The organism is Streptomyces sp. TG1A-60, assembly GCF_037201975.1.
Lineage (GTDB): Bacteria > Actinomycetota > Actinomycetes > Streptomycetales > Streptomycetaceae > Streptomyces.
On the sequence record NZ_CP147520.1, the window covers coordinates 797,516 to 821,047 of the forward strand.

The window sequence follows — 23,532 nt, forward strand, 5'->3', positions numbered from 1 at the left end:
CGTCATGGCGTCACCGGTCCCGGTCACGGGTGAGCAGCGGATGCAGCAGGGCGCTCAGGGCCGAGACGCGCTGGTCGTCAAAGGCCACGGAGCGAATCGGGGACGCCTCCTTGGCGGGGGCCGCGGACCGGCTCGCAGTGGTCGCGGCGAGACCGGTCGCGATGTCGTCGGCCGTACCGGCCCGCATCAGCATGGACGGATCGACGGTGAGGCCTCCGCGTTGTTCCAGGGCGGTGGTCAGCTCGGCGATGACCAGGGAGTCCAGTCCCAGTGCCTGGAGCGGGCGGTCACCGGGGTCCTCGCCCAGCACCTGCACAAAGGCGTCCCGCACATGACCGCGCATCACCTCGTGGTCCCGTTCGCCGGTCGGCGGTACGGGAATCACGGTACGGATCTCCGTGGCCCCGCCGTGCGTCCCGGACCGCGCCGCGCCCCGTGCCGGCGCGGCGGGAGCTTCAGGCCCCGCGGGCGTGGGAGCGGTGCCGGGGAAGACGACCGCGCCGCCCGACCGTATGTGGTCGAGGAACGCGTCCGCCGCCTCGTCGGTGCCGATGGAGTGCGCGGCGGAGTAGGACGCGTCCGCCTCCATGCCGGTGCCCGTCCAGTTGGGCCACGCGTGCGCGGTGACCGTGGTGGCGGTGCCGTTCTCGGCCTCGGCCAGCGCCAGTTGGTAGGCGTTGGCCAGGCTGTAGTCGACCAGGCCCCGGCCGGCCCCGGCCCGCGTGCCCGCGATCGAGGACACCAGGACCGCGAAGTCGGCCCCCCGCTCCTGAGCCAGGCGCACGGCGTTCAGCGAGCCGGGGATCTTCGGGGCGACCACCTTCGCGGCGTCGCTCCAGGGCCTGCGGTGCATCGCGCCGAACGGGTTGACCCCGCCGGAACAGTGCACGACACCCAGCAGGCGGCCCCAGCGCGCCCCTAACTCCCGCGCCACGGCGGCCAGAGTTGACGCGTCGGAGACATCACAGGGCAGGTACTTCACCTCGGCCCGCCTCGCCAGCTCCCGCAGCTGTACGGGGTGGGCCTCGTCGATCACGGACCGCCCGACCACGCCGATGCGACGCGCTCCCCGGTCGACGAGCCGCCGGACCAGATGCCGTCCGACCGCGCCGAGTCCGCCGGTCACCAGGTAGTACCCGTCTCCGGACGGCTCGTAGGACGGACCGGGCGGGGCGGCGACCGTCTTCGGCACGTACCTGATGCCGTGGCGGTAGGCCGCGAAGGTGCCGGTGAGCGGGTCCGTGCCCGGTCCGGCGTCGGGGCCGTGGAGCAGGGCCGCGTATTCGGCGGCGATCTGCCGGGCGCGGACGTCGGCCGGGTCCGCCGGGTCCAGGTCGAGGACGGCGGAGTGCTTCCGGCTCTCCGCACAGGCCGCACGTACGGCCATGGCCATGGCGGCGGCCTCCGGACGAAGCCGTCGGCGTTCCGACGCGTGCACGGCCGCGCCGTGGTGTCCCGCCCAGAGCAGCTGCCCGTGTACGGGCAACGTCTTGACCAGGGCACCGAGTTCGGACCAGAACGCCCTCAGGTCGTACGGCTCGGCGTCCCGTCGGCTCGGGGTGTTCACCACGACGACCGTGTCCGCGCTCGGCCCGGTCTCCTTGACGACCGCGCCCCGGTCGCGGAGTGCGGCCGTGAGCGCGTCCCGCAGGGCGGGGTCCGTGGTGACGAGGCGCACCGAGCCATGCCGCAACGAAGGGACGGGAAGCGGGAGTTCGGCGGCGCGCCACTCGACGCGGAGGGCTTCGGGGCGGCGCCCGGCGGTTGCCGTCGTGCCTCCGGCCGTGGCGGCGGTTCCGGCTGCGGCTGCGGCTGCTTCAGGGACGGTCGATGCCGCGGCCTCGTGCCTGTGCCAGTGCTTCTGTGCGGCGAACGGGTAGGTCGGCAGGTCCGTGACGCGTGCTCCGGGCGCGGAGAGCGCCGCCCAGTCGACGTGCGCGTATCCGGCTCTCACCATGGCGGCGACGGCCGTGTGGCGGTGCGGTTCCCCGTCCGGAACGATGTCCCCCAGGGCCTGTTCGGCCGTCAAGCCGCTGTCGACACGGGCGATCGGCACACTGCCGGCTGCGAGGGCACGCAGCGCCGTCGCGAGCTCGGCGGCGTCATGCCCGCTCACAGCCGTCTGGAATTCCAGGGGCGAGCGGCCGACATTGGCCGTGTGGCAGAGGTCTGCTGTCTCCCAGTCCTCGCGTGCCGGGTCGAAGCGGTCGGCGTAGGCGGTGGCGAGGGCGCGCACGGCGGCCTCGTCGGCACCGGTCACCCGGACCAGATGGCCGTCCTGGACCGCCCCCGCGCGGGCCGGCGCCGTCGGTGGTTCCTCGACGATGACGTGAGCGTTGACACCGCCCATGCCGAACGCGCTGATCGCGGCCCGCCGCGGATGCCCCCCACGCGGCCAGGGCCGCGCACGGTCAGCCAGATAGAACGGAGTCTCCTCGAAACGGATGTGGTCATTGGGACGCGTCACATGCAGCGTCGGCGGAATCACCCCATGCTCCATCGCCAACAGCGCCTTCACCAGCCCCGCCAGACCCGCCGCCGGCTCCAGATGACCGATGTTCGACTTCAACGACCCGATCGCACAGAACTGCGCACGACCGGTATGCCCCCGCCACGCCCGAGTCAGCCCGTCGATCTCGATCGGATCCCCCAGACTCGTCCCCGTACCATGCGCCTCCAACAACCCGATCGTCTCCGGCTCAACCCCCGCATCCCGCAAAGCCTCGGCGATCACGTCCCCTTGTGCGCGAGCGCTCGGCACCGTCAGCCCGCTGGTGCGGCCCCCGTGGTTGACCGCGCTCCCCCGGATCACACCGCGCACCCGGTCCCCGTCACGCAGCGCCGCCGCCAACGGCTTCACCACCACCGACACCACACCCTCACCCGGCACGAATCCGTCCGCCGCGGAGTCAAAAGCACGCGACGCGCCCGAAGGTGACAGGGCCCGAAGGTTCCTCATGGCCACGTAGTGCAACGGCGACAGGGCCACCCGGGCACCTGCGACGATGGCCTGTTCGCACTCGCCGTTGCTGATGCTGCGCACCGCCGTGTGCAGGGCCACCAGCGACGACGAGCACAAGGTGTCCACCGTCATGCTCGGACCGCGCAGGTCCAGGAAGTGGCTGAGCCGATTGGCGAGGAAGGCGTTGTGGTTGCCGAGACCGCTGTGGGCGTCCAGTTCCGGCGCGATGTTGTAGTCGCGGTAGTGCTGGTAGCTGGCGCCTACGAACACGCCCGTGGACGAGGGCAGTTGACGCGGCGGGAGGCCGGCCGACTCCAATGCCTCCCAGGTCGTCCGCAACAGCCAGCGGGCCTGGGGGTCGAGCACCTCCGCCTGCTTGGGGAAGAAGTCGAAGAAGCGGGCGTCGAACTCCTCGACGTTGTCGAGGAAGCCGCCGACGTCGGACTCCGAGCCCTCGGTGTACGTCCCCCAGCGGTGGGAGGGAGCGGGGCCGATCTCCGTTCCTCCCCGGGTGAGCAGCGACCACAGCTCCGTCGGGTTCTGGGCGCCGGGCAGGGCCAGCGCGAGGCCGATGACGGCCACGTCCTTCGGGCCGGGCGTGGGTTCGACGGTGACGCCGGGCGTGGCGAGTGCGGCCGTCCGCCCGGCTTCGGTCTGCTCGGCGACACGTGCGGCCAGGGTGCGGCAGTCCGCCGCGTCCAGGACGTCCGTGGGGCTCAGCCTTACGCCGTGGGTCTCCTCGATGTCGGCTGCGACGGCCGTCGCGAGCATGGAGTCGAGCCCGGCGGAGGACAGCGAGGTGGTGGGCGTGATGCTCGGATCGTGCAGGGCGTGCCGCACGACGGCGACCACCGAAGCCTCGATTCCGGCCCCGTGTGGGGGCGAGGACGCGGTCACGGCCGGCCGGGGCACGCCCTGCAGCGGCTCCTCGGCCGCTTCGGGTGCGCCTTTCCCCGCCGCCGTCCGGTACTCCACGTCCTCGAGGCGCACCAGCACCCTGCCGTCCGCGGACAGCAGGGTGGCGTGCCCGCGCCGTACCCCGTCCGGCGCGGTGTCGTCGGCGTCGAGCAGCACGTACGCCGTCCGCGCAGGATCGTCCCGTCGTACCACCCGCCCGATGGACACCGGCAGATACGTCGCGGACGCCGCGGCCGGGTCGGCCAGGGTCAGGACGGCCATGCTCTGCAGCGCGGCGTCGAGGGCGATCGCGGCCCGTTCCAGGTCGTCGCCGGTGGAGCCGTCGACCCGGGCCAGCACGCGGGCCGGCCCGAAGCGCACTTCGGCGAGCGACCGCAGGGGGGCGGCGAAGTCCATCCCCTTGGCCGCGAACCAGGCGTACAGGCCCGTGGGTTCCAGCGTCCGGTCGAGCCCTGCGCGCAGGGCGTCGATGTCCTGGTCGCCGGAGGTGTCGCACAGAACCTCGTCCGCGCGGCCCGTTTCGAGACGGGCGACGATCCGGCCGCCGTGCCGGAAGGTGACCGGCCCCGTGCGGGCGGAATCGTCCAGGTCGCTGGTGAGCGTATGGAGTCCGGTGCCCCGACCCACGAACGCGATCCGCCGCAGGACGTCGGCGCTCCCGAGTGCCAGGGCCAGTGTCAGCGCCCCCGGCAGGGTCTCCTCACCGAACACATGGTGGGCGCGGGACAGCCGGTGGACGGTTCCGGTCACGTCGACCGTGCCCTCCGACCCCGCTGGGGCCGCCCGCAAGGGCCGGCCCCGGAAGGGGTAGGGCGGCAGAGTGACCCGTCGGGTCGGCGTCCCCTCGTACACCCGGCGCCAGTCGACGGTTCCGCCGCCGACGTGGAAGAAGGCCAGTCCGGTGCTCAACCGGTCGTCGGGGACGTGCAGTTGGATCGCCAGCCGCTCGGCCGTGTGGGACGTGAAGGGCGCCAGGCGGGCGGCGAGCACGGCGTCGGCCGCACGGGCTCCGCTCCGAAGGACCGTCCCGTCGCGCAGGACGGACCCGTGGACCTCGCCGTCCCGGCGCGCGGTCCACGCCAGTCCGGCCAGCAGGGCGTCGGCCGTGGAGCCCAGGACCGCGACGCGGTACCGGAGGTGGTCGCGCCCCACGGCGGCCGAGCGGCACAGCGCGTCCGCGGCCGACGGCTCGGCCCGCAGCACCTGTTCCAGGTCCGCCGCGCGCCGGACCAGTCCCTCCGACGTGTGCGCGGACAGAAGCAGGAGGCGTTCACCCAGGTGGGAGGGCACAGGGGCGTCCGCGGCCGGTGGTGCGGCGGGGTACTCCTCCACGACGATGTGCGCGTTGGTGCCCCCCATGCCGAAGGCGCTGATCCCCGCACGGCGCGGCCCGTCGGAGGGCCAAGGCCGCGGTTTCGTGGGGATCACGAAGTGTCCGCCGGTGAGGTCGAGGTGCGCGCCGGGGGTCTCGTAGCCCGCGACGGGCGGGATCTCCCCGTGCCGCAGGCACAGCAGGACCTTGACCAGTCCGGCGAGCCCGGCGGCCGGTTCCAGATGGCCGATGTTGGCCTTCACCGAGCCGATGTGCACCGGCGTACGGCGGTCCGGGTGGTCGCCGAACACCTCGGTGAGCGCGGCGATCTCGATCGGGTCGCCCAGCCGGGTCGCCGTGCCGTGGCTCTCGATCAGGGTGATGTCCGCCGGGGCCACGCCGGCGTCGTCGAGGGCGGCGCGGATGACGGCGGTCTGGGCCTCGCTGCGGGGTACGGGCAGGGCGCTGCCGCGGCCTCCGTGGTTGACGGCCGTCCCGCGGATCACGCCCCAGATCCGGTCACCGTCGCGCTCGGCGTCCTCGAGGCGCTTGAGCATGACGGCGACCGCTCCCTCACCGGGGACGAAGCCGTCGGCGCGGTCGTCGAAGGGGCGTGGCAGGGTCTGCGACAGGGCCCCGAGCTGGCTGAGGCTGCGGTAGTACCAGGGGGTGAGCCCGACGTGGCAGGCCGCCACGATCGCGGCGCCGCAGGTACCGGCGCGCAGTGCGGCGACCGCCTGCTGGACGGCGACGAGGGAAGAGGAGCACAGGGTGTCGACGGTCTGCGAAGGGCCCGTCAGATCGAGTGTGTAAGAGATGCGGTTGGCCAGCACGGCGTTCAGGGAGCCGAGCGCGGTGTGCGGTCCGACGGTGTCCAGGCCCCGGGCGTCGCGGTGGTGGGTGTATGTGGCGCCGACGAAGACGCCGATGTCGCGGCGATCGGCGAGACCGCTCTCGTCGCGTACCGCCCAGGCGTGTTCGAGCAGCAGCTTCTGCTGGGCGTCCATCTCCTCCGCCTCGCGCACGGAGATGCCGAAGAACGAAGGATCGAATCGGTCGATGTCGTCGAGGAAGGCGCCGGTGCGGCAGTAGGTGCCCGTCATGTGGGGGCCGCGCTCCTCGAAGTGCGCGTCGACGTCCCAGCGTTCGGCCGGGATCTCGGTGAACGCGTGTCCGCCGGAACGCAGCAGCGGCCACAGCCCGGCCACGTCGGTCGCTCCGGGCAGGTCGCCCGAGACGGCTACCAGGGCCACGTCCGTGCCCCGCCGGGTGCCCGCCAACTGCGCAGCGGCAGCCGAGGCGGTCTCCGGCTCGGGCAACCGCATGTCCTGTTCCGCCGATGCCGCCGGTTCCCGGGTCTCCGGTGCGGCCGGCGCCCGCACCGCGCCGGCCGCGCCGTACCGGTCCGTCAGCGCCCGTGCGAGTTCCGCGAAGCCGCCGTGTTCCAGGAAGAGGGTGGCCGGGAGGTGGAGGCCCCACCGGCGGGACAGCTCCTCCGACAGCTCGACGCTCATGATGGAGCTCATGCCGTAGTCGGCGAGGGGGGTACGGCGGTCGAAGGAGGCCACGCCGAGCCGTTCGGCGAGGAAGCGCTCCAGCTCGTCCTCCACCCGTTCCCGGCCCTCGTCGGCGTGCACGCCGCCCAGGTCGTCGAGTTCCGGGCCGGTCGGCATCCGTGCGGCCGTGGCGGCGGGCGGTTCGCCGGCGTGGGGCACTGGCTCCGTGCCGTCGGGGTGGGCGACGACCACCTGGCGGGCGTCCCCACCCAGGACGGCGATCAACGCGTCCAGGGCCTCAGCCGTACCCAGCGGCCGGACGCCACGGCACCGGAGCTGGTCCGCGACCGCCGCGCCCATGCCGACCTCGCCCCACAGGCCCCAGTCGACGCTGATCCAGGGCGTGCCGCGTGCGTGGGCGAAGGCGTCCAGGTAGGCGTTGGCGGCGGCGTACCCTCCCTGGCCGAGATTGCCGAAGGTGCCGGAGACGGAGGCGAACAGGACGGCGAAGTCGAGGTCCGTTCCGGCGACGGCGGCGGCGAGTTCGCGGACGCCGTCGGTCTTGGGCCGCATGACCGCGGTGATGTCCTCGGCGGTGGTGGACCGGATCAGTCCGTCCCTGAGGGTGCCCGCCGCGTGGACCACGCCGTGCAGTTCGCCGTGCTCGCCGCGGATGCGTTCCACGACGGCCCGGAGCTCACCGGGGGCGGTGATGTCGGCGGCGTACGACACCACGGCGCATCCCGCCGGTCCGATCCCGGCCAGGCGGGAAGGGTCGGCGCCCGCCGCGCCGCTCCGGCTGACCAGCGCGACGAGTCCGGCGCCCTCCGCGGCGAACCGGCGGGTCACCTCCAGGCCCAGTCCCCCGTGTCCGCCGAGGACGAGATAGCGGCCGCCCTGCCTGACGGGCCGTCTCGCGGGGCGGGCCTGTGCGTCGAACAGGCGGACGGGCTCGTGGCGGACGCCGTCCCGGTAGCCGATCTCCGTGGGACCGTCGCCGAGTTCCGCCGTGAGCGCGTCGTCGGCGGTGTCGTCGAGGTCGACGAGCCGGGGGCGCAGGCCGGGGTACTCGATGGCAGCCGTGCGGACGAGACCCCACAGGGCCGCGCGGGCGGGCACGGGCGCGTCGTCGTCCGCCACCGGCTGGGCGTGCCGTGTCACCACGAGGAAGCGGGACTTGCGCTGCCGCTCGCCGAGCGTCTTCAGAGCGGCGAAGCACCCGTACAGTCCGGTGCGGAGTTCGGTGTCCTCCGTGCCGGCGTCGGCCGCTTCGGTGGCGTTCCACAGGTGCACGACTCCGGCCACCGGGTCCTCGACGTCCTCCCACAGCCGCCGTAGTCCGTCCTCGTCGGCGTGCGGCAGGACGAGGTGGTCGCGGTCCTGAGCCGGGTGCGCCACGGACGTGCCGAGGCCGACCTCCACCACGCGGGCGCCCTCGGCGCGCAGGTGCCGGGCGGTGCGCTCGCCCAGGGCGTCGCCGTGGTGGAGGACCACCCAGGTGCCTTGCGCGGGCTCGCGCTCCGGGGCGGGCGCGTGCTGCCAGTGGATGCGGGAGACGGGCTGCGCGGCCTGCCCCGACGGCTCGGTGTTCCGCGCCACCGCGATCGTACGGCGCATGCGGACACCGTCGAACTCCGCGGCGACCGCGCCCGACGGCCCGAGGACCACGGCGTCGGCCGTCGAGTAGGCGCCCTCGACACCGGTCCGGCGGGCCAGGACGGTGGCCCCGGACGACAGGGCGGACAGATCGCTGTGGACGGCGATGCGCGCCACGCCGATCGGCAGCATGGGCTGCGGCGCGGTGGCTCCCAGGAGGTCCTGGAGCGCGCAGCTCACGACCTGGAACACACCGTCCGTCAGCAGGGGGTGGGCGAACCACGGCATGGGCTCGGCGTCGCTGCGCAGGACGGCTCGGGCGGCGCCCTCCCCGACGGTGAGCTCCCGGACCGTGCGGAAGTCGGGCCCGTACCGTAGACCGGCGCGCGACCAGTTGTCGTACAGGTCGCCGGGGGTGATCGTGCGCGTGCCGGTCACCTGCGGGACGGCCCTGGGCGTGGAGCCGTCCGGGAGCGGCCGACCGCGGCCGGTGGACAGCTGTTTGTGTTCCCCGCCCACGACAGTGCTCAGTTCGAAGCGGGTGTCCGGGTCGTGGCTGACGTCGAGCCGGACGGCCGCCGTGGCGTCGTCGGCGATGGTGAGGGGCCTGAGGAAGGCCACGGCGGTCAGTTCCAGCGGTGTGAACGGCCCGAGCCGGGCGACGCCCGCCATCGCCATCTCCAACTGCACCGCGGCGGGAAGCAGTCCGGTGCCCGCGGCGCGGTGCTGGCCGATGAGTGGCTCGTGTCCCGCGAAGGTCTTCTCGTAGGTCTCGGCTCGGTGCGTCACTGTCCCTCGCTCCGGTGCTCGTAGTGGCGGTCGAACAGCGGGTGGCTGACGGCGTTCGTCACGGCGCGGCGGCGAGCGGGGGGCGCGGCCAGCGGCTCTCGGTGGAACGGATAGGTGGGGATGGTGGTCGTGCGGTGCTGCTTGCCCTCGTGGAGGGCGCTCCAGTTCAGTTCGGCGCCCGTGCGGTTGTGGTGGTCGGCCAGGGCGGTGTGGAGCTGGACCTGGTCCTCGCGTCCTCGGTGGAGGGTGGTGAGCCAGACGGGGTGCGGCTCGGCGAGGGTCGTGCGGGCCAGGGGCGTGAGCTGGGGGTGGGGGCCGATCTCCCAGACGGCCCGCGGGTGTGTCTCGGCGAGGGCGCTCAGGGCCTGGGTGAAGCGGACGGGCCGGCGGATGGCCTCGGCCCAGTGTCCGGCGTCGACGGCGGAGTCCGGGGTGTGCCAGGTGCCGGTGAGGGTGGCCGCCAACGGGATGGCGGGCGGCTTGAGGGATGTGGCGGCCACGGCCTCGGCGAAGGGCGCGACGGCCGGTTCCATGTCGGCGGAGTGGAAGGCGTGGCTGACCGTGAGGAGCTGGGTCCGGTGCGAGGTCTCCTCACCGAAGCGGGCGAGCGCGTCGGCGGGGCCCGTGACGGTGTGGATCCGGGGCGCGTTGTAAGCGGCGATCTCCAGACCTGGGTGGGCTCGCAGCGCGGCGGTGAGGGTGTCGGTGTCGGTGTGGACGACCGCCATGGCGCCGGTCGCGGGCTGGTCCTGCATGAGCCGTCCGCGCAGGGCGGTCAGGCGGAGCAGGTCGGGCAGGGAGAGCACGCCGGCGGACCAGGCGGCGGTGAGCTCGCCGAGGCTGTGCCCGGCGACGGCGTCGGGGCGCACCCCGGCGGCCTCCAGGTACCGGGCCAGGGCCACCTCGACGCTGACGATGGCGGGCTGTGCGTACCGGGTCTGGTCCAGCAGCTGTTGGGCGTCGCCCCACAGCAGGTCGAGCAAGGGGACGTCGATGTGCGGGACGAGGAGGTCGGCGCACTCGTGCAGCGCGTCGTGGAAGTGCGGTTCCGTGGTGTACAGGTCCCGGCCCATGCCGGGGTACTGGGAGCCCTGGCCGGTGAAGAGGAAAGCCGTGGTGGCGGGCTTGCCGGTGTGCCGGACGACGGGTGTACGGCCGGCGGCGACGTCGGTGAGCCGGTCGGCCAGCTCCTGAGCCGTGGCACCGTGCACGGCGACCCGGTGGCGCTGGGCGGCGCGGCCGGCGTTCGCGGTGAAGGCGACGTGTCCCAGCTGGTCCTCGGGCGTGACGGCCACGTGGTCGGCGTAGGCGGCGGCGAGGGCGCGCACCGCGGCCTCGTCGGCGCCGGTGACCCGTACCAGATGGCTGCCCTGCACCGGGCCCGCAGGGGCGGGCACGTCGGGTGCCTCTTCGACGATGACGTGCGCGTTGACGCCGCCCATGCCGAACGCGCTGACCGCGCCACGACGCGGACCGCCCGTGCGCGGCCACTCGACGGGCCGGTCCGCGAGGTAGAACGGCGTTCCCTCGAAGCGGATGTGGTCGTTCGGCCGCGTCACGTTCACCGTCGGCGGGACGACCCCGCGTTCCAGCGCCAACAGGACCTTCACCAGCCCCGCGAGGCCTGCCGCGGGCTCCAGGTGGCCGATGTTGCTCTTCAGGGAGCCCAGCGCGCAGAACTGCGACCGCTCCGTGTGGCGGCGCCACGCACGCGTCAGCCCCTTCACCTCGATCGGATCGCCCAGTCCCGTGCCCGTGCCGTGCGCCTCGACCAGACCGATCGACTCCGGCGACACCCGCGCGTCCGCCAGAGCCGCGGCCACGACCTCCTGCTGGCTCCCTCCGCTGGGGACCGTCAGACCGCTCGTGCGGCCGCCGTGGTTGACCGCACTCCCCCGGATCACACCGCGCACCCGGTCCCCGTCACGCAGCGCCGCAGCCAGGGGCTTCACCACGACCGACACGACCCCTTCACCCGGTACGAACCCGTCCGCACCGGCGTCGAAGGCACGCGACCTGCCGGTCGGTGAGAACGACCTGAGACGTGAGCCGAGTTGGAAGTACTGGGGCGACATACCCAGGTGCACACCGGCGACGATCGCCTGCTCGCACTCCCCGTTGCGGATGCTGCGCACCGCCGTGTGCAGGGCGACCAGCGACGACGAGCAGAGCGTGTCCACCGTCATGCTGGGGCCGTGCAGGTCGAGGAAGTAGCTGAGCCGGTTGGCGAGGATCGCGTTGTGGTTGCCGAGGCCGGCCGCGGTCTGGACGACGTCGTCGACGACCACGTCGCGGTAGTGCTGGTAACTGGCGCCCACGAACACGCCAGTGGAGCGGTGCGGCCTCCCCGCCAGCCCGGCGTCCTCCAGGGCGCGCCAGGCCGACTGGATGAGATGCCGCTGCTGCGGGTCGATCCACTGCGCCTCGGCGGGTGACAGCCGGAAGAACCCGGGATCGAAGTCGGTCAGCCCGTCGACGAAGCCGGCCCGCCTGAGGTACACGGTGCCGGGCTCGCCGTCGGTGCCGTAGTAGGCGTCGATGTCCCAGCGGGAGGCGGGTACTTCGCTGAGGCAGTCCTCACCGTCGAGCAGGATCCGCCACAGTTCCCCGGTGTCGGCGGCGTTCGGGAAGACGCCGTCGATGCCGATGACGGCGATGTCGTGCCGTTCCGGGTCGGCCGTGCCGGCCGTCGGCGCCGCGGGTGTGGTGAACGGCTCCGCCAAGGGGGCGAGTTGTGCCTGCCGAGGATACGAGCGGGTGGCGTCCGGCGCTGCGGTGGACGTGGCGGCGTCCGACTCCGGGGTGGACGTGGCGACGTCCGGCTTCTCGGTGTGGGTGGCCTCGCCGGGGATGGTGGTGACGCCGTACTCCTCGCGGAGTTCGGCGGCGAGCCGGTCGACCGACCCGGTTTCGAGGACGAGGGTCACGGGAATGTCGACGCCCAGCTTGGCGCGGAGGTCCTGCGCCAGCGCGACGGCGAGTACGGAGTCGAGCCCCTGCTCCTGCAACGGGCGGTCCGGTTCGAGCTCCTCGATCCCCGTCTCCAGGGCGTCGGCCACCCAACGGGCCAACGTGGCATCGAGAGCGTCGCCTCGTCCGGGCCGGGCGGGCACGGGACGGTGTCCGTTACTCCCGGCGGCCGGGACCACGGACCGGCCCGAGCCGGCGTCGACGCCCTGGGCCGTGACGGGTCGCGGGTCACCGGCCGACGGCGTGCTGGAGAGCCGCTTCCAGGTGATGCCGCGGGCTTCCAGCACCGGATCGTCACCGTCGAGGATCACCAGACTCGCGGTCAGCAGACCGGAGTCGGGACCGGTCTCCCTCTCGCGCCGGGCATACACCCGCGCGGTGGCCGGGACAGGGCCGACTACCGTGAGCCGTTCGACGGCGAACGGCACGTACAGGCCCTGCGCCCCGCACGCGGTGAGGGCGACCTGGAAGGCTCCGTCGAGGAGCCGCGCGTCGACCACACCGTCGGGTGCGGCGCCGGCGCGGAGCACGCCCCTCGCCTGACCGGGTGCGGTGGAGAGTGCGGCGACGGTCCGGAACGAGGAGCCGTAGGCCAGTCCGTGGCGTTCGAACCCGCGGTAGAGCGCGCCGAGTTCGACGGTGGTGAAGCCGTCGCCGGACGGCGGGACGGGGAGCGCCGGCTGTTCCGGCGCGGTCAGTTCGGCGGTGCAGACGAGGGCGCCGTTCCCGTCGCGGAACGTGACCTGTGCCCCGTCGCGTTCGGCCGACAGGGTCGCGGGCGTCTCGACGACCCTGCGGAACGTCAGGTCGCGCAGACCGAACCGTTCGCGGCCGACGAACTCGGCCACCTTGCCGGGGTAGGCCGCCCCGGGCAGGGTCGGCTTGCCGAGGACCACGTGCTCGGCGGCCTCGGGGAGCTCCGCCCACGAGTCGGTCGTACGACCGCTCGCCGCGGCCCCGTCGCGGACGTCACCCTGCTGGGCCGCGACGCGGGGCCGGGCCGCGCCGGGCGCCGGGGGCGTCGGCTGTTGCTGCGGCCGTCCGGTCGGCTCCAGCCAGAGGTACCTCTCGTCGTGCGGCGCGGTCGGGAAGCGTACGCCCGCCCGGCCCGGCCCCGTGGAGGAGTCCACGCCCGTGACGAACTGCCGGGCCACCGCCTCCAGTTCCTCCCGGCTCACCACGTCCGGGACCGTCGCGTTCCCCGTGCGCCCGGAGCCGTCGGCCACTCCCAGGTAGAGGGAGCGGGCGTCGTCCACGCCGGCCAGGAACAGCCGCAGCTTGTCGTCGAGCTGTTCGAGGCTGTCGACGACGCAGGCGAGCCGGTGTGCCGTCGCCGGACGTCTGCGGCTCGCCTCGCTCAGCGGCGTGAGGGACGGACAGTACGGGGAGCGCAGCATCAGCACGAGGCGGTGCACCAGGGTGCGCAGCGCCGCGTCCGACACGGCCGACAGGGTCAGCAGCCGGGGCAGCCGGTCGCGGTCCGCGGCGTCCTGCGTGGCGCGGGGCGCGGCCTCGACCACGACGTGGGCGTTCACGCCGCCGAAGCCGAAGCTGCTGACGCCCGCGATCCGCGGCCCGTCCCAGGGCAGCGGCCGGTCGGCGACGAACAGCGGTGAGGCCGTGAAGTCGAACGACTTGTTCGGGGTGGTGAAGTTGAGGGACGGCGGGATGCTTCCGGCCTGGAGGGCGAGGATCGTCTTGATGAGTCCGGCGATGCCGGCGGCGGGCTCCAGGTGGCCGATGTTCGTCTTCACCGATCCCACGGCGACCGGGTGCGCTGCCTCCTTGCCGAGGACCGCGTGCAGCGCTTCGAGTTCGATGAGGTCACCGAGCTGTGTGCCGGTGCCGTGTGCCTCGACGTAGCCGATGTCGCCGGCGGCGATCCCGGAGGCCGCGAGTGCCTTGCGCAGCACCGCCGTCTGGGCGGGCCTACTGGGCGCGGTGAGGAAGCCGGCGCTGCCGCCGGTGTGGTTGACGGCGGTGCCGCGGATCACGGCGAGGATCGGGTCCCCGTCGCGCTGGGCGTCCGCGAGCCGCTTCAGGACGACGACGCCGCAGCCCTCTCCTCGGACGTAACCGTCGGCTCCCTCGTCGAAGGCCCGGCACACGCCCTGGGGGGACAGCATGCCGTTGCGTGCGAAGGACCGCGTCTTGTCCGGCGTCAGGACCAGGTTGGCCGCGCCCACGACCGCGGCGTCGACATCACCCGACCGCAGGTGCATGGCGGCCTGGTGCAGGGCGACCAGGGAGGACGAGCACGCCGTGTCGACGGCCACGCTCGGTCCCGACCAGTCGAAGACGTGCGACAGCCGGTTGGCGACCATGGAGATGGCGGTGCCCGTGGCGATGTGCGGGTCGCTGTGGCCGATGCTCCGCGCCACCAGCTCCGGGAAGTCGCTCGCGATCGTGCCGATGAAGACACCGGTGTCGGCGCCGAGCGACACGTGGTCGTGGCCGCCGCTCTCCAGCGCCTCGGCGGTCACGCTCAGCAGGATGCGCTGCAGGGGGTCCAGTCGCCGGGCCTCGCGGTCGGTGAGGCCGAAGCGGCCAGGGTCGAAGTACTCGACTCCGTCGACCCAGCCCATCTGCACCTCGTCGGACTCGGCCTCGGTCCACAGGCTGGCCCAGCCGCGCCTGCCCGCCGGCGCGTCACCGACGCTGGAGACGCCGTTGACCAGGTTGAGCCAGAACGCGTCCGGGGTGGCGGCGCCGGGGAACCGGCACGCCATCCCGACCACGGCCAGCGCGCCGTCGAGGACTTCCTCCCGCCCGGGCCCGGGGCGTCCGGGCTCCGCCGCGACCGTCAGGGGCCTCTTCCTCTCCACCACCGTCTCCCGTACGGGCTCAGCGGCGGAGACCAGGGTGTGTCCCTTTGGCTCCGGCTCGGTGATCCGCACCAGGCCGTCGGCGGCCAACAGACGGGCCAGCTTGATCGCGGTGCCGGTCGCGAAGATCGACGGAGCCGTTACCTCCGCACCCAGCTCGCGGCTGAGGCGTACGGCGGCGACGGCGACGTTGGCCGAGTCGCCGCCGAGATCGAAGAAGTTGGCGTCCGCGGCGAACTCGGGTTGTCCCACGGTGTCGGCGAAGACGAGCGCGATGAGCTCGGTCAGTGCATCAGTGGTCAGGGCGGCGTCCGCGGGAGCGGCGTCAGGTGCGGGAGCGGGGACGGACGGGGCAGGGGCCGCATCGGCGCGCAGGACCGTCTCACGCGTCGGCATCGGCAGCCGGGCCCGCGCCACCTTTCCGTTGTCGGTCAGGGGCAGCGCGTCGAGCCGTACGTACGCGTCCGGCACCATGTACTCGGGCAGCGTGGCGCCGACGAACTCGTCCAGCTCGGCCTTCGTCGGCAGGCCGTCTCCGACCAGATAGGCGGTCAGACGCGGTTCGCCCCGGTCCTCGAACCGGGCGGCGACGGCGACGGCCGCGGTGATCCCGGCGAACCGTTCCAGCACCTGCTCGATCTCGGCGGGCTCGATGCGATTGCCGCGCACCTTGACCTGGGCGTCGGCACGCCCCAGCCATTCGATGGCGCCGTCGGCGTGGAGCCGTACCTCGTCACCGGTCCGGTAGAGGCGCACTCCGCTGACGGGGTGGACGGTGAAGGCGTCCGCCGTGAGGTCGGGCCGGTGGGCGTACCCCCGGGCGAGTCCGGCGCCGGAGATCCACAGCGTGCCCGTCACACCGGGGGCGCACGGCTCCAGCCGCTCGTCCAGGACGTGCAGTTGGAGGTTCGGCAGCGGCTCGCCGAGCGGGACGAAGGCACCCACGGAGGTGACACGGTGGGCGGAGGCCCAGATGGTGGCCTCGGTGGGGCCGTACAGGTTCCACAGGACACGGGCCGAGGCGTGCAGGCCCTCGGCGACGCTCAGGGGCAGGGCCTCGCCGCCCGAGAGGACGGTGAGCTCCGCGGGCGGGGTCCACCCGGTGGCCAGCAACAGCCGCCACATACTCGGCGTGGCCTGGGCGACGGTCACTTCGCCGGCCAGTTCTGCCAGGCGCTGCGGATCGCGTGCCACCTCGCGGGAGGCGAGGACGACCGTGGCGCCGACGGTCAGCGGCAGGAGGAGTTCCAGCAAGGAGATGTCGAAGGCGACCGTCGTGTGGGCGAGTACGGCGTCCTCGGCCGAGGAGCCCAGCCGCTCGCCGATCCCGCTGAGGAAGTTGGCGAGCGCCCCGTGCTCGATCTCCACGCCCTTGGGGGTGCCCGTGGATCCACTGGTGAACAGAAGGTAGGCGAGGCCGTCCGCCTCGACCAGCTGCGGCACGGCCGGTGCCGACCCGTCCGCCTCCGGTACGAGCAGGGCGGTGCCCAGCACGGCGCCGAGAGCGTGGGTGGTGCGGTCGGTGAGGATCAGGTCGCACCGTGCGACCTCGGTGTACCCGCGCAACCGGTCCGTGGGATACGCCGGGTCGAGTGGAAGGAAGGCCGCGCCGGAGCGGAGGATGCCGAGGAGGGCGGGAACCAGGTGGATGCCTCGTTCGACGAGGACACCGACCACCGAACCGGACTCGATGCCCTGGTCGTGCAGACGGGCGGCGATCGCGTCGGCCCAGGCGTCGAGGGCGCGGTAGTCGAGGGCGCGGGTGCCGCTGCGGACGGCGGTGGCCGTGGGCCGGTCGGCGACCGCGGCGGCGAACAGGTCGAGCACGGTCGCGCTGCCGGGTGCCGCCGTTTCCTTCGTCTCTTCGGCGTCCGGCCGGGTGGTGTCGGGCCGGGGCGCGGGCTGCGTCTCCTCGCCGTGGAACAGGGCGGCCAGAGCGAGGTCCTCGACCCGCTCGGTGAACTCCAGCGCCTCGTCGCGTCCCATCGCGGTGTCGCGGATGAAGACGGTCGGCGGGCCGTCCCGCAGGCACAGCAGCGCGATCTCGGTGTGCGGTTCGGCCGATGCCTCCTCCCCGCGCCGCGTTCGAGGACCATCACGTCGGTGAACGTCGGCTCCCCGGAGCCCAGGGGACGTCCCGCGAGGCCGAGCCGGACCTCGAGGTCGGCGGCGTATCCGTGCCGGGCGGCGGCCTCGTCCAGCTTGTCGCGCAGGGCACGGGCGCTGTCGCCGTCGAACCGTACGGGGAAGCGCGCGGCGGCGATGCCGTGGGTCTCCTCGGCCCGTACGCGGGCGGCCGACGGCGACCAGGCGAAGTCGAAGCTCCGCTCGCCCGCGCGCTCGGCCACGACGTCGAGGAAGGCGCGGACGACACCGATCGCCTCCCCCGGGAGCCGGGGACGAACGCGAGCTCGTAGCGGCCGTAGTGCGCCCCGCCGGCGCTGAAGTCGTCGACGGGCAGCCGCGCCGGGCGCAGCTCCCGCAGCCGCGCGCTCCACCACGGTTCGTGGACGCGCAGCGGCTTCTGGGCGGCGGCGATGGCGGCGAGCCGTTCCTCGCCGACGGGAGGCAGTGGCGCGCCTTCGATGGCGCCGAGCCGCTGTGCCGCGGCCTGGCCGCTGAGGGCGCTGCCGTCGACGGCGGCGAAGTCGCTGAGGACGAGGTCGGCGTCCGGGGCGGACAGGGTCAGCGCCGAGGTGGTCACCGACTGCACGACGGTGTCCGTGCGGGGCTCGTCCCGGGGTGTGAGCCTGATCTGCCGGGTGAGGACGGCGCCCTGTTCGGTGACGAGCGTGGGGACGCCGAGCGGGTTCGGGAAGCTGCCGTAGTCCAGGGCCTTGGAGATACGGGCGGCCTCGGCCGCCGAGGTGCCGGCGTGGATGAGCCCACCGGAGGCCATGCGGCCGGACCGCCGGTAGAACCGCCGCTCGCGGTCACCGGTGTCGACGGGGTCGGGCAGGGTGCCCGCCACGATGTGCGGGACGAGGTCCTTGAACAGCTCGATGCCGGCCTCGGCGGTCTCGTACGTCAGCGAGAGCGCGGTGGAGTGATCGCGGACCGGGAACCAGCGTTCGAGCAGGACGCTTCCGGCGTCCACGGCCTCCGTCATCCGGTGCCAGGTCGCCGCGTGCCGGGTCGCACCCTCGTACAGGGCCCAGGCCGGGACGTTGCTGCCGGAGTAGCGGGGCAGGGGGCCGTCGTGGAAGTTGACCGCGGCGACCTCGGGCAGGTCCAGGACGTCCGCGGTCAGGATACGGAAGTTGACCATGCTGAACAGGTAGTCGAACTTGCGCTCGGAGAGCGTCGCCGCCAGGTCGTCGTGCGGGTCGAGCACGGGCACGGCGTGTTCGCCGGCCCACCCGACGACCGCCGGGTCGTCGCTGAGGACTCCCTCGACGCGTACGCCCGCGTCGAGCAGCTGTGCGGCGCACTGGGTGAGGACCCTGGTTCCCCCGATGATGTAGCAGTTGGTCGTCATGCTCACCCCTCTGCCGCGGCGGGTTCGGCGGGGCGGCCCGGGTCGGTGCCGTCCGCGTCCTGCGCGGCGTCCGCGGTGCGGGCGGCGACCCAGGCGTCGATCTGGGAGACGACCTCTTCGTCGAGGGAGAGCTGACCGGGGGTCCACAGCGGGTTCGACAGACCGCGGTGGGTGCGCTCGCACATCTCCCAGTCCTCGTAGTTCGCCTTGTCCCACAGGGCGAACACGGCTTCGTGGGAGAAGTCGGTCTTGGCGGTCTCGGAGGGGTGGAACAGCCAGAAGTGCCGCACGAAGCAGGTGCCGGGGCTCTCGGGCCAGACCCACTGCATCATCACGTAGTCGGCTGTGAATCCGAACAGCAGGTTGGGCAGGATGGTGATCCAGTTGATCCGCTGCCGGTCGGCCTCGGGCACCAGCGGCATCGGCGTGCGCCGGCTGTGCCCCGTCATGGACACGGAGTTGAAGCCGCTGCGGATGGACTGCCAGGCCCCGACGATGTCACCCTCGAGGTCGTACGTGCCCGCGTCGTCGAAATCGGTGATGCGGTGCAGGTCCTTGTGCGCGGTCGGGAAGTGCAGGCTCTCGTTGACGTTGTGCGCGACGAGCTTCCAGTTCGAGGCGACCGGGTAGTCCTTGGCCTGGACGCACTCCAGGTGGGCGAGTTCATAGACGCGCGCGAACTCCCCGAACTCCCCCAGGGCCTTGTCGAGGTCGGGGGCGTCGTCGGAGAAGGTGATGAAGACGACGCCGTGACGGACCTCGGTGCGGATGGGCAGCAGTCCGTTCTTCTCCTTCTCGAAGAAGTGGTCGAAGTAGGTGCCGTTGAGGCTCTTGAGCTTGCCGTTCCGGTCGTACACCCAGCAGTGGTAGAGGCACACGAGGCTCTGCCGTTTGCCGCTGGCCTCCTCCACGAGCTTGTAGCCCCGGTGCCGGCAGTAGTTGTGGTACGCCTGGATGCCGTCGTCGCCGTGGAGGAGCAGAACGGAGCCGCTACCGATGTTCAGGGTGCTGTAGGCGCCCTTCTCCTTGAGGCGTGAGACATGGTCCACTGGGAGCCAGTGTCGGCCGTAGACGCGGGACAGCTCCCGCCGGTACTGCTCCTCGCCTGTGTAGAACTCGTGCGACCGGCCGATGCCGCCGGACTCGAAGTAGGGCCTCTGCTCGGTCTGCTCGCTGATGAGGTCGAACATGCTGGACGCACGCGTCATCTGCTGGGCTCCCTCGGGGTGAGGTGCGTGGAAGGCGGTGGCGGAGTGCCGGCCCGGGCCATGGGGGTGTGCGCATGAGAGCGCCTGTGCCCCCGGAGCGCGCTCGGATAGCTGGTGGCAGGCACCGGCGCGACTCCGTGCACGGCGGCGGCGTGGGATCCGGGACAGGACACAACGACGGGAGGGGATCGGCGATCGGCAGACCGGCGGCGCCGTTGTGCCATCGCGCCGGCACACCAGGGTTGTGCGGACGCCCGTCGCCACTCGGCGAAGGCCGTACGGATCGTGATGCCCCGGACGCGAGGCGGCGCGACGTGGTGTCACGGCGCTCGGTGCGCTGCGGCTGCATGGTTCGCGTCGGTCACTGCGATCGCTGAGGTCACTTCGTGGGTAAGGCGGCCCGCCCGGGCCTCGGTACCGGAAGGTCAGGCAGTCGGGTCGTAGACCCGCTCTTCCTGCGGTACACCCGCGTCGTCGTAGAGACGCTCCAGGGCCTCCGGCGCGTAGATCTCGTAGTCCGGGACCACGCCGCCGATCAGGCCGAGCATCTTGCTCGTCCACTCCTGGCTGGCGCTCATCGCGCTCATCGTCGCCTTGAAGAACGGCGGGAGTTCGGTGAGTTCACCGAGCGTGGTGGTGAAGTCGTAGACACCGGCACTCTCCTCGTCCCGCACCTTGTTGTACTCGGCCAGCGCCTCGTCCATCGGCCGCTCTCCGGACAGCCCCTGATGGACGCGCTCGGCGAGCAGTTCGCCGTGGAGGAAGGCGTCGGTGATGCCCCACCCGGTGTAGGGGTCCTTGTGGTAGCCGGCGTCGCCCACGAGGGCCCAGCCGGGGCCGTGGGCACGGCGGTAGTAGTTGTCCGGGTAGCGCATGGGACGGAAGTCCTCCTCGCGCCGCCCACTGTCGCGCAGTTGGGCGCCCATCTCCGGGGCGACGTCGTCGAAGACGGCCTGGAAGCGGGCCTCCACGTTCTGGCGGAAGTCCTTCAGCTGGGCGCGGGTGCAGATGATGGCCAGCATGTTCAGTCCGTCGTTCGTGGGCCAGCTGCCGAACCAGCGCTCGTTGAGGCCGGTCTTGTGGTGCAGGCCCCAGTCGAGGCCGCTGTAGTACGAGTAGTAGACGAATCCGGCGGCGGGGCGCACGTTGTACAGCTCCGCTCCGACCTTCTTGGCGACCGTGGAGTGGAAGCCGTCCGCGCCGATGACCACCGAGGCCCGGAACTCCCGCTCCGGCCCGTCACCCTCCCGTCCGCGGATGCCCGTCACCTGGCCGTCGGAGGCGATCACATCGGAGACGGTGAAGCCCTCGAGTACTTCGGCGCCGGCCCGCCGGGCGGCGTTGACCAGGATCTCGTCGAGCACGGTGCGGCGCGGGCAGTACACGGTGTCGACGCCGTCGACGGGGTCGGCGAAACCGTTGAGCTCGATCCCCCTGTAGGCGTAGTGCATCTTGCGGATCGCCGGCGTCTTCGCCGCCACGATCTCGTCCAGCAGTCCCCACTCCTGGAGCTTCAGCAGCCCCGCCTGGTGGATGTAGTGCGTCGAAACGGTGTCACTGGGAAAGGAGGACCGGTCCACCACGAGGACCCGGTGTCCGAGCCGCGCCAAGAGCATGGCGACCGGTGATCCGGCGCAGCGGGCACCCACAACAATGACGTCGTACACGCGATCCCCCATGAATCAGATCAGGCACCTGAGAGTGAATCAGGCCCGTTTCCGGCGCACCGTGGTCAGCGGCGCCGATATCGACTGAAGGCTACGAGTATGAGCCAACGAAGGTCAAGAGTTGATAGCGGGACACTATTTCGCACCATAGCGATAAGACACCTGAACACTTCATTCCGCTCCACGGAGCGACACAAGGCGAATCTTACGCCCCGATTTGCACCTTTTGCCTTGGGAGTTTTCGCCCCAGCTATGGCTTGTGTCACAACCTGAAACGCCGGGCATGCGGCCACGCTCGGTGAGAAATCCCGCACGCCTGACGCACATAGAGTAGGCAAAACAAAAAGACCCCCTCCGCGAATGCGCTTCCCGTATCCCGCCGCAAATTACTCAGTTGACGTAACCCGAGAAGTTACATGAATAAATCACGCCAGAGTGTGGCCGAATTCAGTCATGAGTTCTTTCAGGTGAGGCTGAGGCCGGCCAGGCGATTGACGAGATTCGCTCCGGTTGCACTGAAGGGCTACGGGTATTGGCGTCGGGACAGCCTCCACGCCGGACGAGGGTGGGTGCGTCACCATCGTCGGCGAGGCGTGGCGAGCACGGATCGCGCCCCACACAGATCCCGAAGGTCGAGCAGGTTCTGGGCGCTCGCCGCTTCGCCGGTGAGCCCAGGGCCACGTGCAGCTGGTTGGCTTCTCTCCGCCGGGGGGACAGTTCCGGCGTGCCGAGCTGACACCGCTGCGGCGACCCAGGGGGCCGTCAGGGGGAGGGGGGCCGGCGACCGGACCGGTCGATGGACCCATCCCTGCAGGAAGCGCCCAGGGTCAGAGCAACGCCTCGGCCGTGATGGGTGGTTCGCGGATACGGCGACCCGTGACGCTGGTTCCCATCATCGAGGAAATCCGCCCCCTCGTCGCCCGGCACATCCTGTTCGCCGGCCCTGACCCCAACGCTCGCCTGCTCACCGGCCCGCACGGCGGGCGCATCTCCACTGCGGTCCTGCGCGACGCGACCCACTGGGACACGTGGTCACCAAGCTCGGCTACGAACACCTGCGCCGCAACGACCTCCGGCAGACCGGCCTGACCTGGTTCGTCGACGCCGGAGTCCAGGTCCACGTCCTGCGCGGAGTCGCCGGCCACGGATCGCTGACCACCACCCAGCGCTACCTCCACCCGGACGAACACAAGATCACGGCCGCCGGCGCAGCACTCTCGGCGCACCTCAGCGTGCTCCGCGCACCACGCTCCCTGCCGAGCCCGGTCGTCATGACTCGCTGACGCCGGTCAAGGACGCCGGCCCCCAACCGGTCCCCAGGAATGGCCAAGGGCCGGTTTCGGATGTCTCCGAAACCGGCCCTGACCTGTGACTGTCTCCAGTCGGGACGACAGGATTTGAACCTGCGACCCCTTGACCCCCAGTCAAGTGCGCTACCAAGCTGCGCCACGTCCCGATGCGCTGCACACGGTGAACCGCGTGATCGCGCACTGAGCACTTTACCGTACGTCGGCCACTGCCCGGCCGCCGGTGAGGAGCGGGGGACAATCGGGGCATGAGCGGAACAACGGATGACGGGGCGGCACAGGCACGGGACCGGGACACGGAGGGGCGGGCACGGAGCGCACGACCGCGCGACGGGCTGGGACGCCCGCTGCCGTACGGGGCGCCCGGCGTGGAGCGCCAGCCGGAAGGGGTCGTACGGGACCCCGAGGAGACGGTCGCCGAGGCGCAGGCGCTGTTGGACGCGGGGAAGCCGTTCCACGCGCACGAGGTCTTCGAGGACGCCTGGAAGTCCGGACCGGAGGAGGAGCGCGCCCTGTGGCGGGGCCTGGCCCAGCTCGCCGTGGGCCTCACCCACTCGGCGCGCGGCAACGTCAGGGGCGGGGCGCGGCTGCTGCGGCGCGGGGCCGGGGCGGTCGAGGAGTGGGGGGCCGGGAGCGGCCGGGGCCGTCCCCACGGTGTCGATCTGGCCGGGGTGGGCGCCTGGGCACGGGAGCTGGCCGGCGTCGTGGAGCAGGAAGGGCAGGCGGTGGACGCGGGGGCTTGGGCACCTCGGTTGCGTGGGGGCGAGGGCGTGGGCGAGTGACCGGCCGCTGATCCCGGTGGCCGGTAGACGTGCCCGGTGCATGGTCCCCCGGCCACCGGCCGCCCATGGCCGGGGCCGAACGTCGCGCGCTCACACGCTCGCCGCCCGGCCACACTCTCGGGGCAGCGCTCCGGATGCAATGTCGTCTTCGTGGTGGCGACCGCGATCGGGCCGCTGCTCGGTGAGCTGTTCACCGAACCGTCTGGCCTGGCGCTGGTGCCG

6 protein-coding genes, 1 tRNA gene and 1 pseudogene are annotated in these 23,532 nt (G+C 72.4%); 2 read left to right on the forward strand and 6 right to left on the reverse strand.

Annotation, left to right across the window (positions count from 1 at the left end; all coding sequences use genetic code 11):
* Positions 1–10: 10 nt before the first annotated feature.
* From WBG99_RS02890 to WBG99_RS02910, 5 genes are all read right to left on the reverse strand, one after another.
* Entirely contained in the window at positions 11–9,073 is a 9,063-nt protein-coding gene (locus WBG99_RS02890; protein WP_338894781.1) for an SDR family NAD(P)-dependent oxidoreductase, read from the reverse strand.
* Positions 9,070–16,854: an amino acid adenylation domain-containing protein gene (locus WBG99_RS02895; protein ID WP_338894782.1), complete on the reverse strand. Its 7,785-nt coding sequence runs from the start codon at positions 16,852–16,854 to the stop codon at positions 9,070–9,072. Before WBG99_RS02895 ends, WBG99_RS02890 begins: the two co-directional genes overlap by 4 nt.
* A gap of 109 nt (positions 16,855–16,963) precedes the next feature.
* Positions 16,964–18,346 (reverse strand): formyltransferase family protein, encoded by a 1,383-nt coding sequence (locus tag WBG99_RS02900; RefSeq protein ID WP_338894783.1) that lies wholly within the window; start codon positions 18,344–18,346, stop codon positions 16,964–16,966.
* Positions 18,347–18,348: 2 nt separating this feature from the next.
* Positions 18,349–19,554 (reverse strand): aromatic ring-hydroxylating dioxygenase subunit alpha, encoded by a 1,206-nt coding sequence (locus WBG99_RS02905; protein WP_338894784.1) that lies wholly within the window; start codon positions 19,552–19,554, stop codon positions 18,349–18,351.
* A 425-nt stretch (positions 19,555–19,979) separates the two neighbouring features.
* Complete coding sequence (locus WBG99_RS02910; protein ID WP_338894785.1) at positions 19,980–21,233, reverse strand: NAD(P)/FAD-dependent oxidoreductase; 1,254 nt, start codon at positions 21,231–21,233, stop codon at positions 19,980–19,982.
* A gap of 873 nt (positions 21,234–22,106) precedes the next feature.
* Between WBG99_RS02910 and WBG99_RS02915 the strand changes: the two are divergent.
* Positions 22,107–22,504 (forward strand): annotated as a pseudogene (locus WBG99_RS02915) (tyrosine-type recombinase/integrase); the annotation flags it as partial.
* Between the two features lie 99 nt (positions 22,505–22,603).
* Here WBG99_RS02915 and WBG99_RS02920 read toward each other — a convergent pair.
* Positions 22,604–22,677 (reverse strand) — tRNA-Pro (locus tag WBG99_RS02920).
* A 99-nt stretch (positions 22,678–22,776) separates the two neighbouring features.
* On the opposite strand from WBG99_RS02920, the gene WBG99_RS02925 reads away from it, so the two are divergent.
* The gene (locus WBG99_RS02925; RefSeq protein WP_338894786.1) at positions 22,777–23,310 is read left to right on the forward strand and encodes a DUF309 domain-containing protein; all 534 of its coding nucleotides are present in this window, start codon (positions 22,777–22,779) and stop codon (positions 23,308–23,310) included.
* Positions 23,311–23,532 lie beyond the last annotated feature (222 nt).

What these genes read in the sequence shown, in the direction of transcription:
- WBG99_RS02895 (WP_338894782.1), bottom strand. Translation starts at nt 16,854, where the DNA reads ATGGGACGCGACGAGGCGCTGGAGTTCACCGAGCGGGTCGAGGACCTC.
- WBG99_RS02900 (WP_338894783.1), bottom strand. Translation starts at nt 18,346, where the DNA reads ATGACGACCAACTGCTACATCATCGGGGGAACCAGGGTCCTCACCCAG.
- WBG99_RS02905 (WP_338894784.1), bottom strand. Translation starts at nt 19,554, where the DNA reads ATGACGCGTGCGTCCAGCATGTTCGACCTCATCAGCGAGCAGACCGAG.
- WBG99_RS02910 (WP_338894785.1), bottom strand. Translation starts at nt 21,233, where the DNA reads ATGGGGGATCGCGTGTACGACGTCATTGTTGTGGGTGCCCGCTGCGCC.
- WBG99_RS02925 (WP_338894786.1), top strand. Translation starts at nt 22,777, where the DNA reads ATGAGCGGAACAACGGATGACGGGGCGGCACAGGCACGGGACCGGGAC.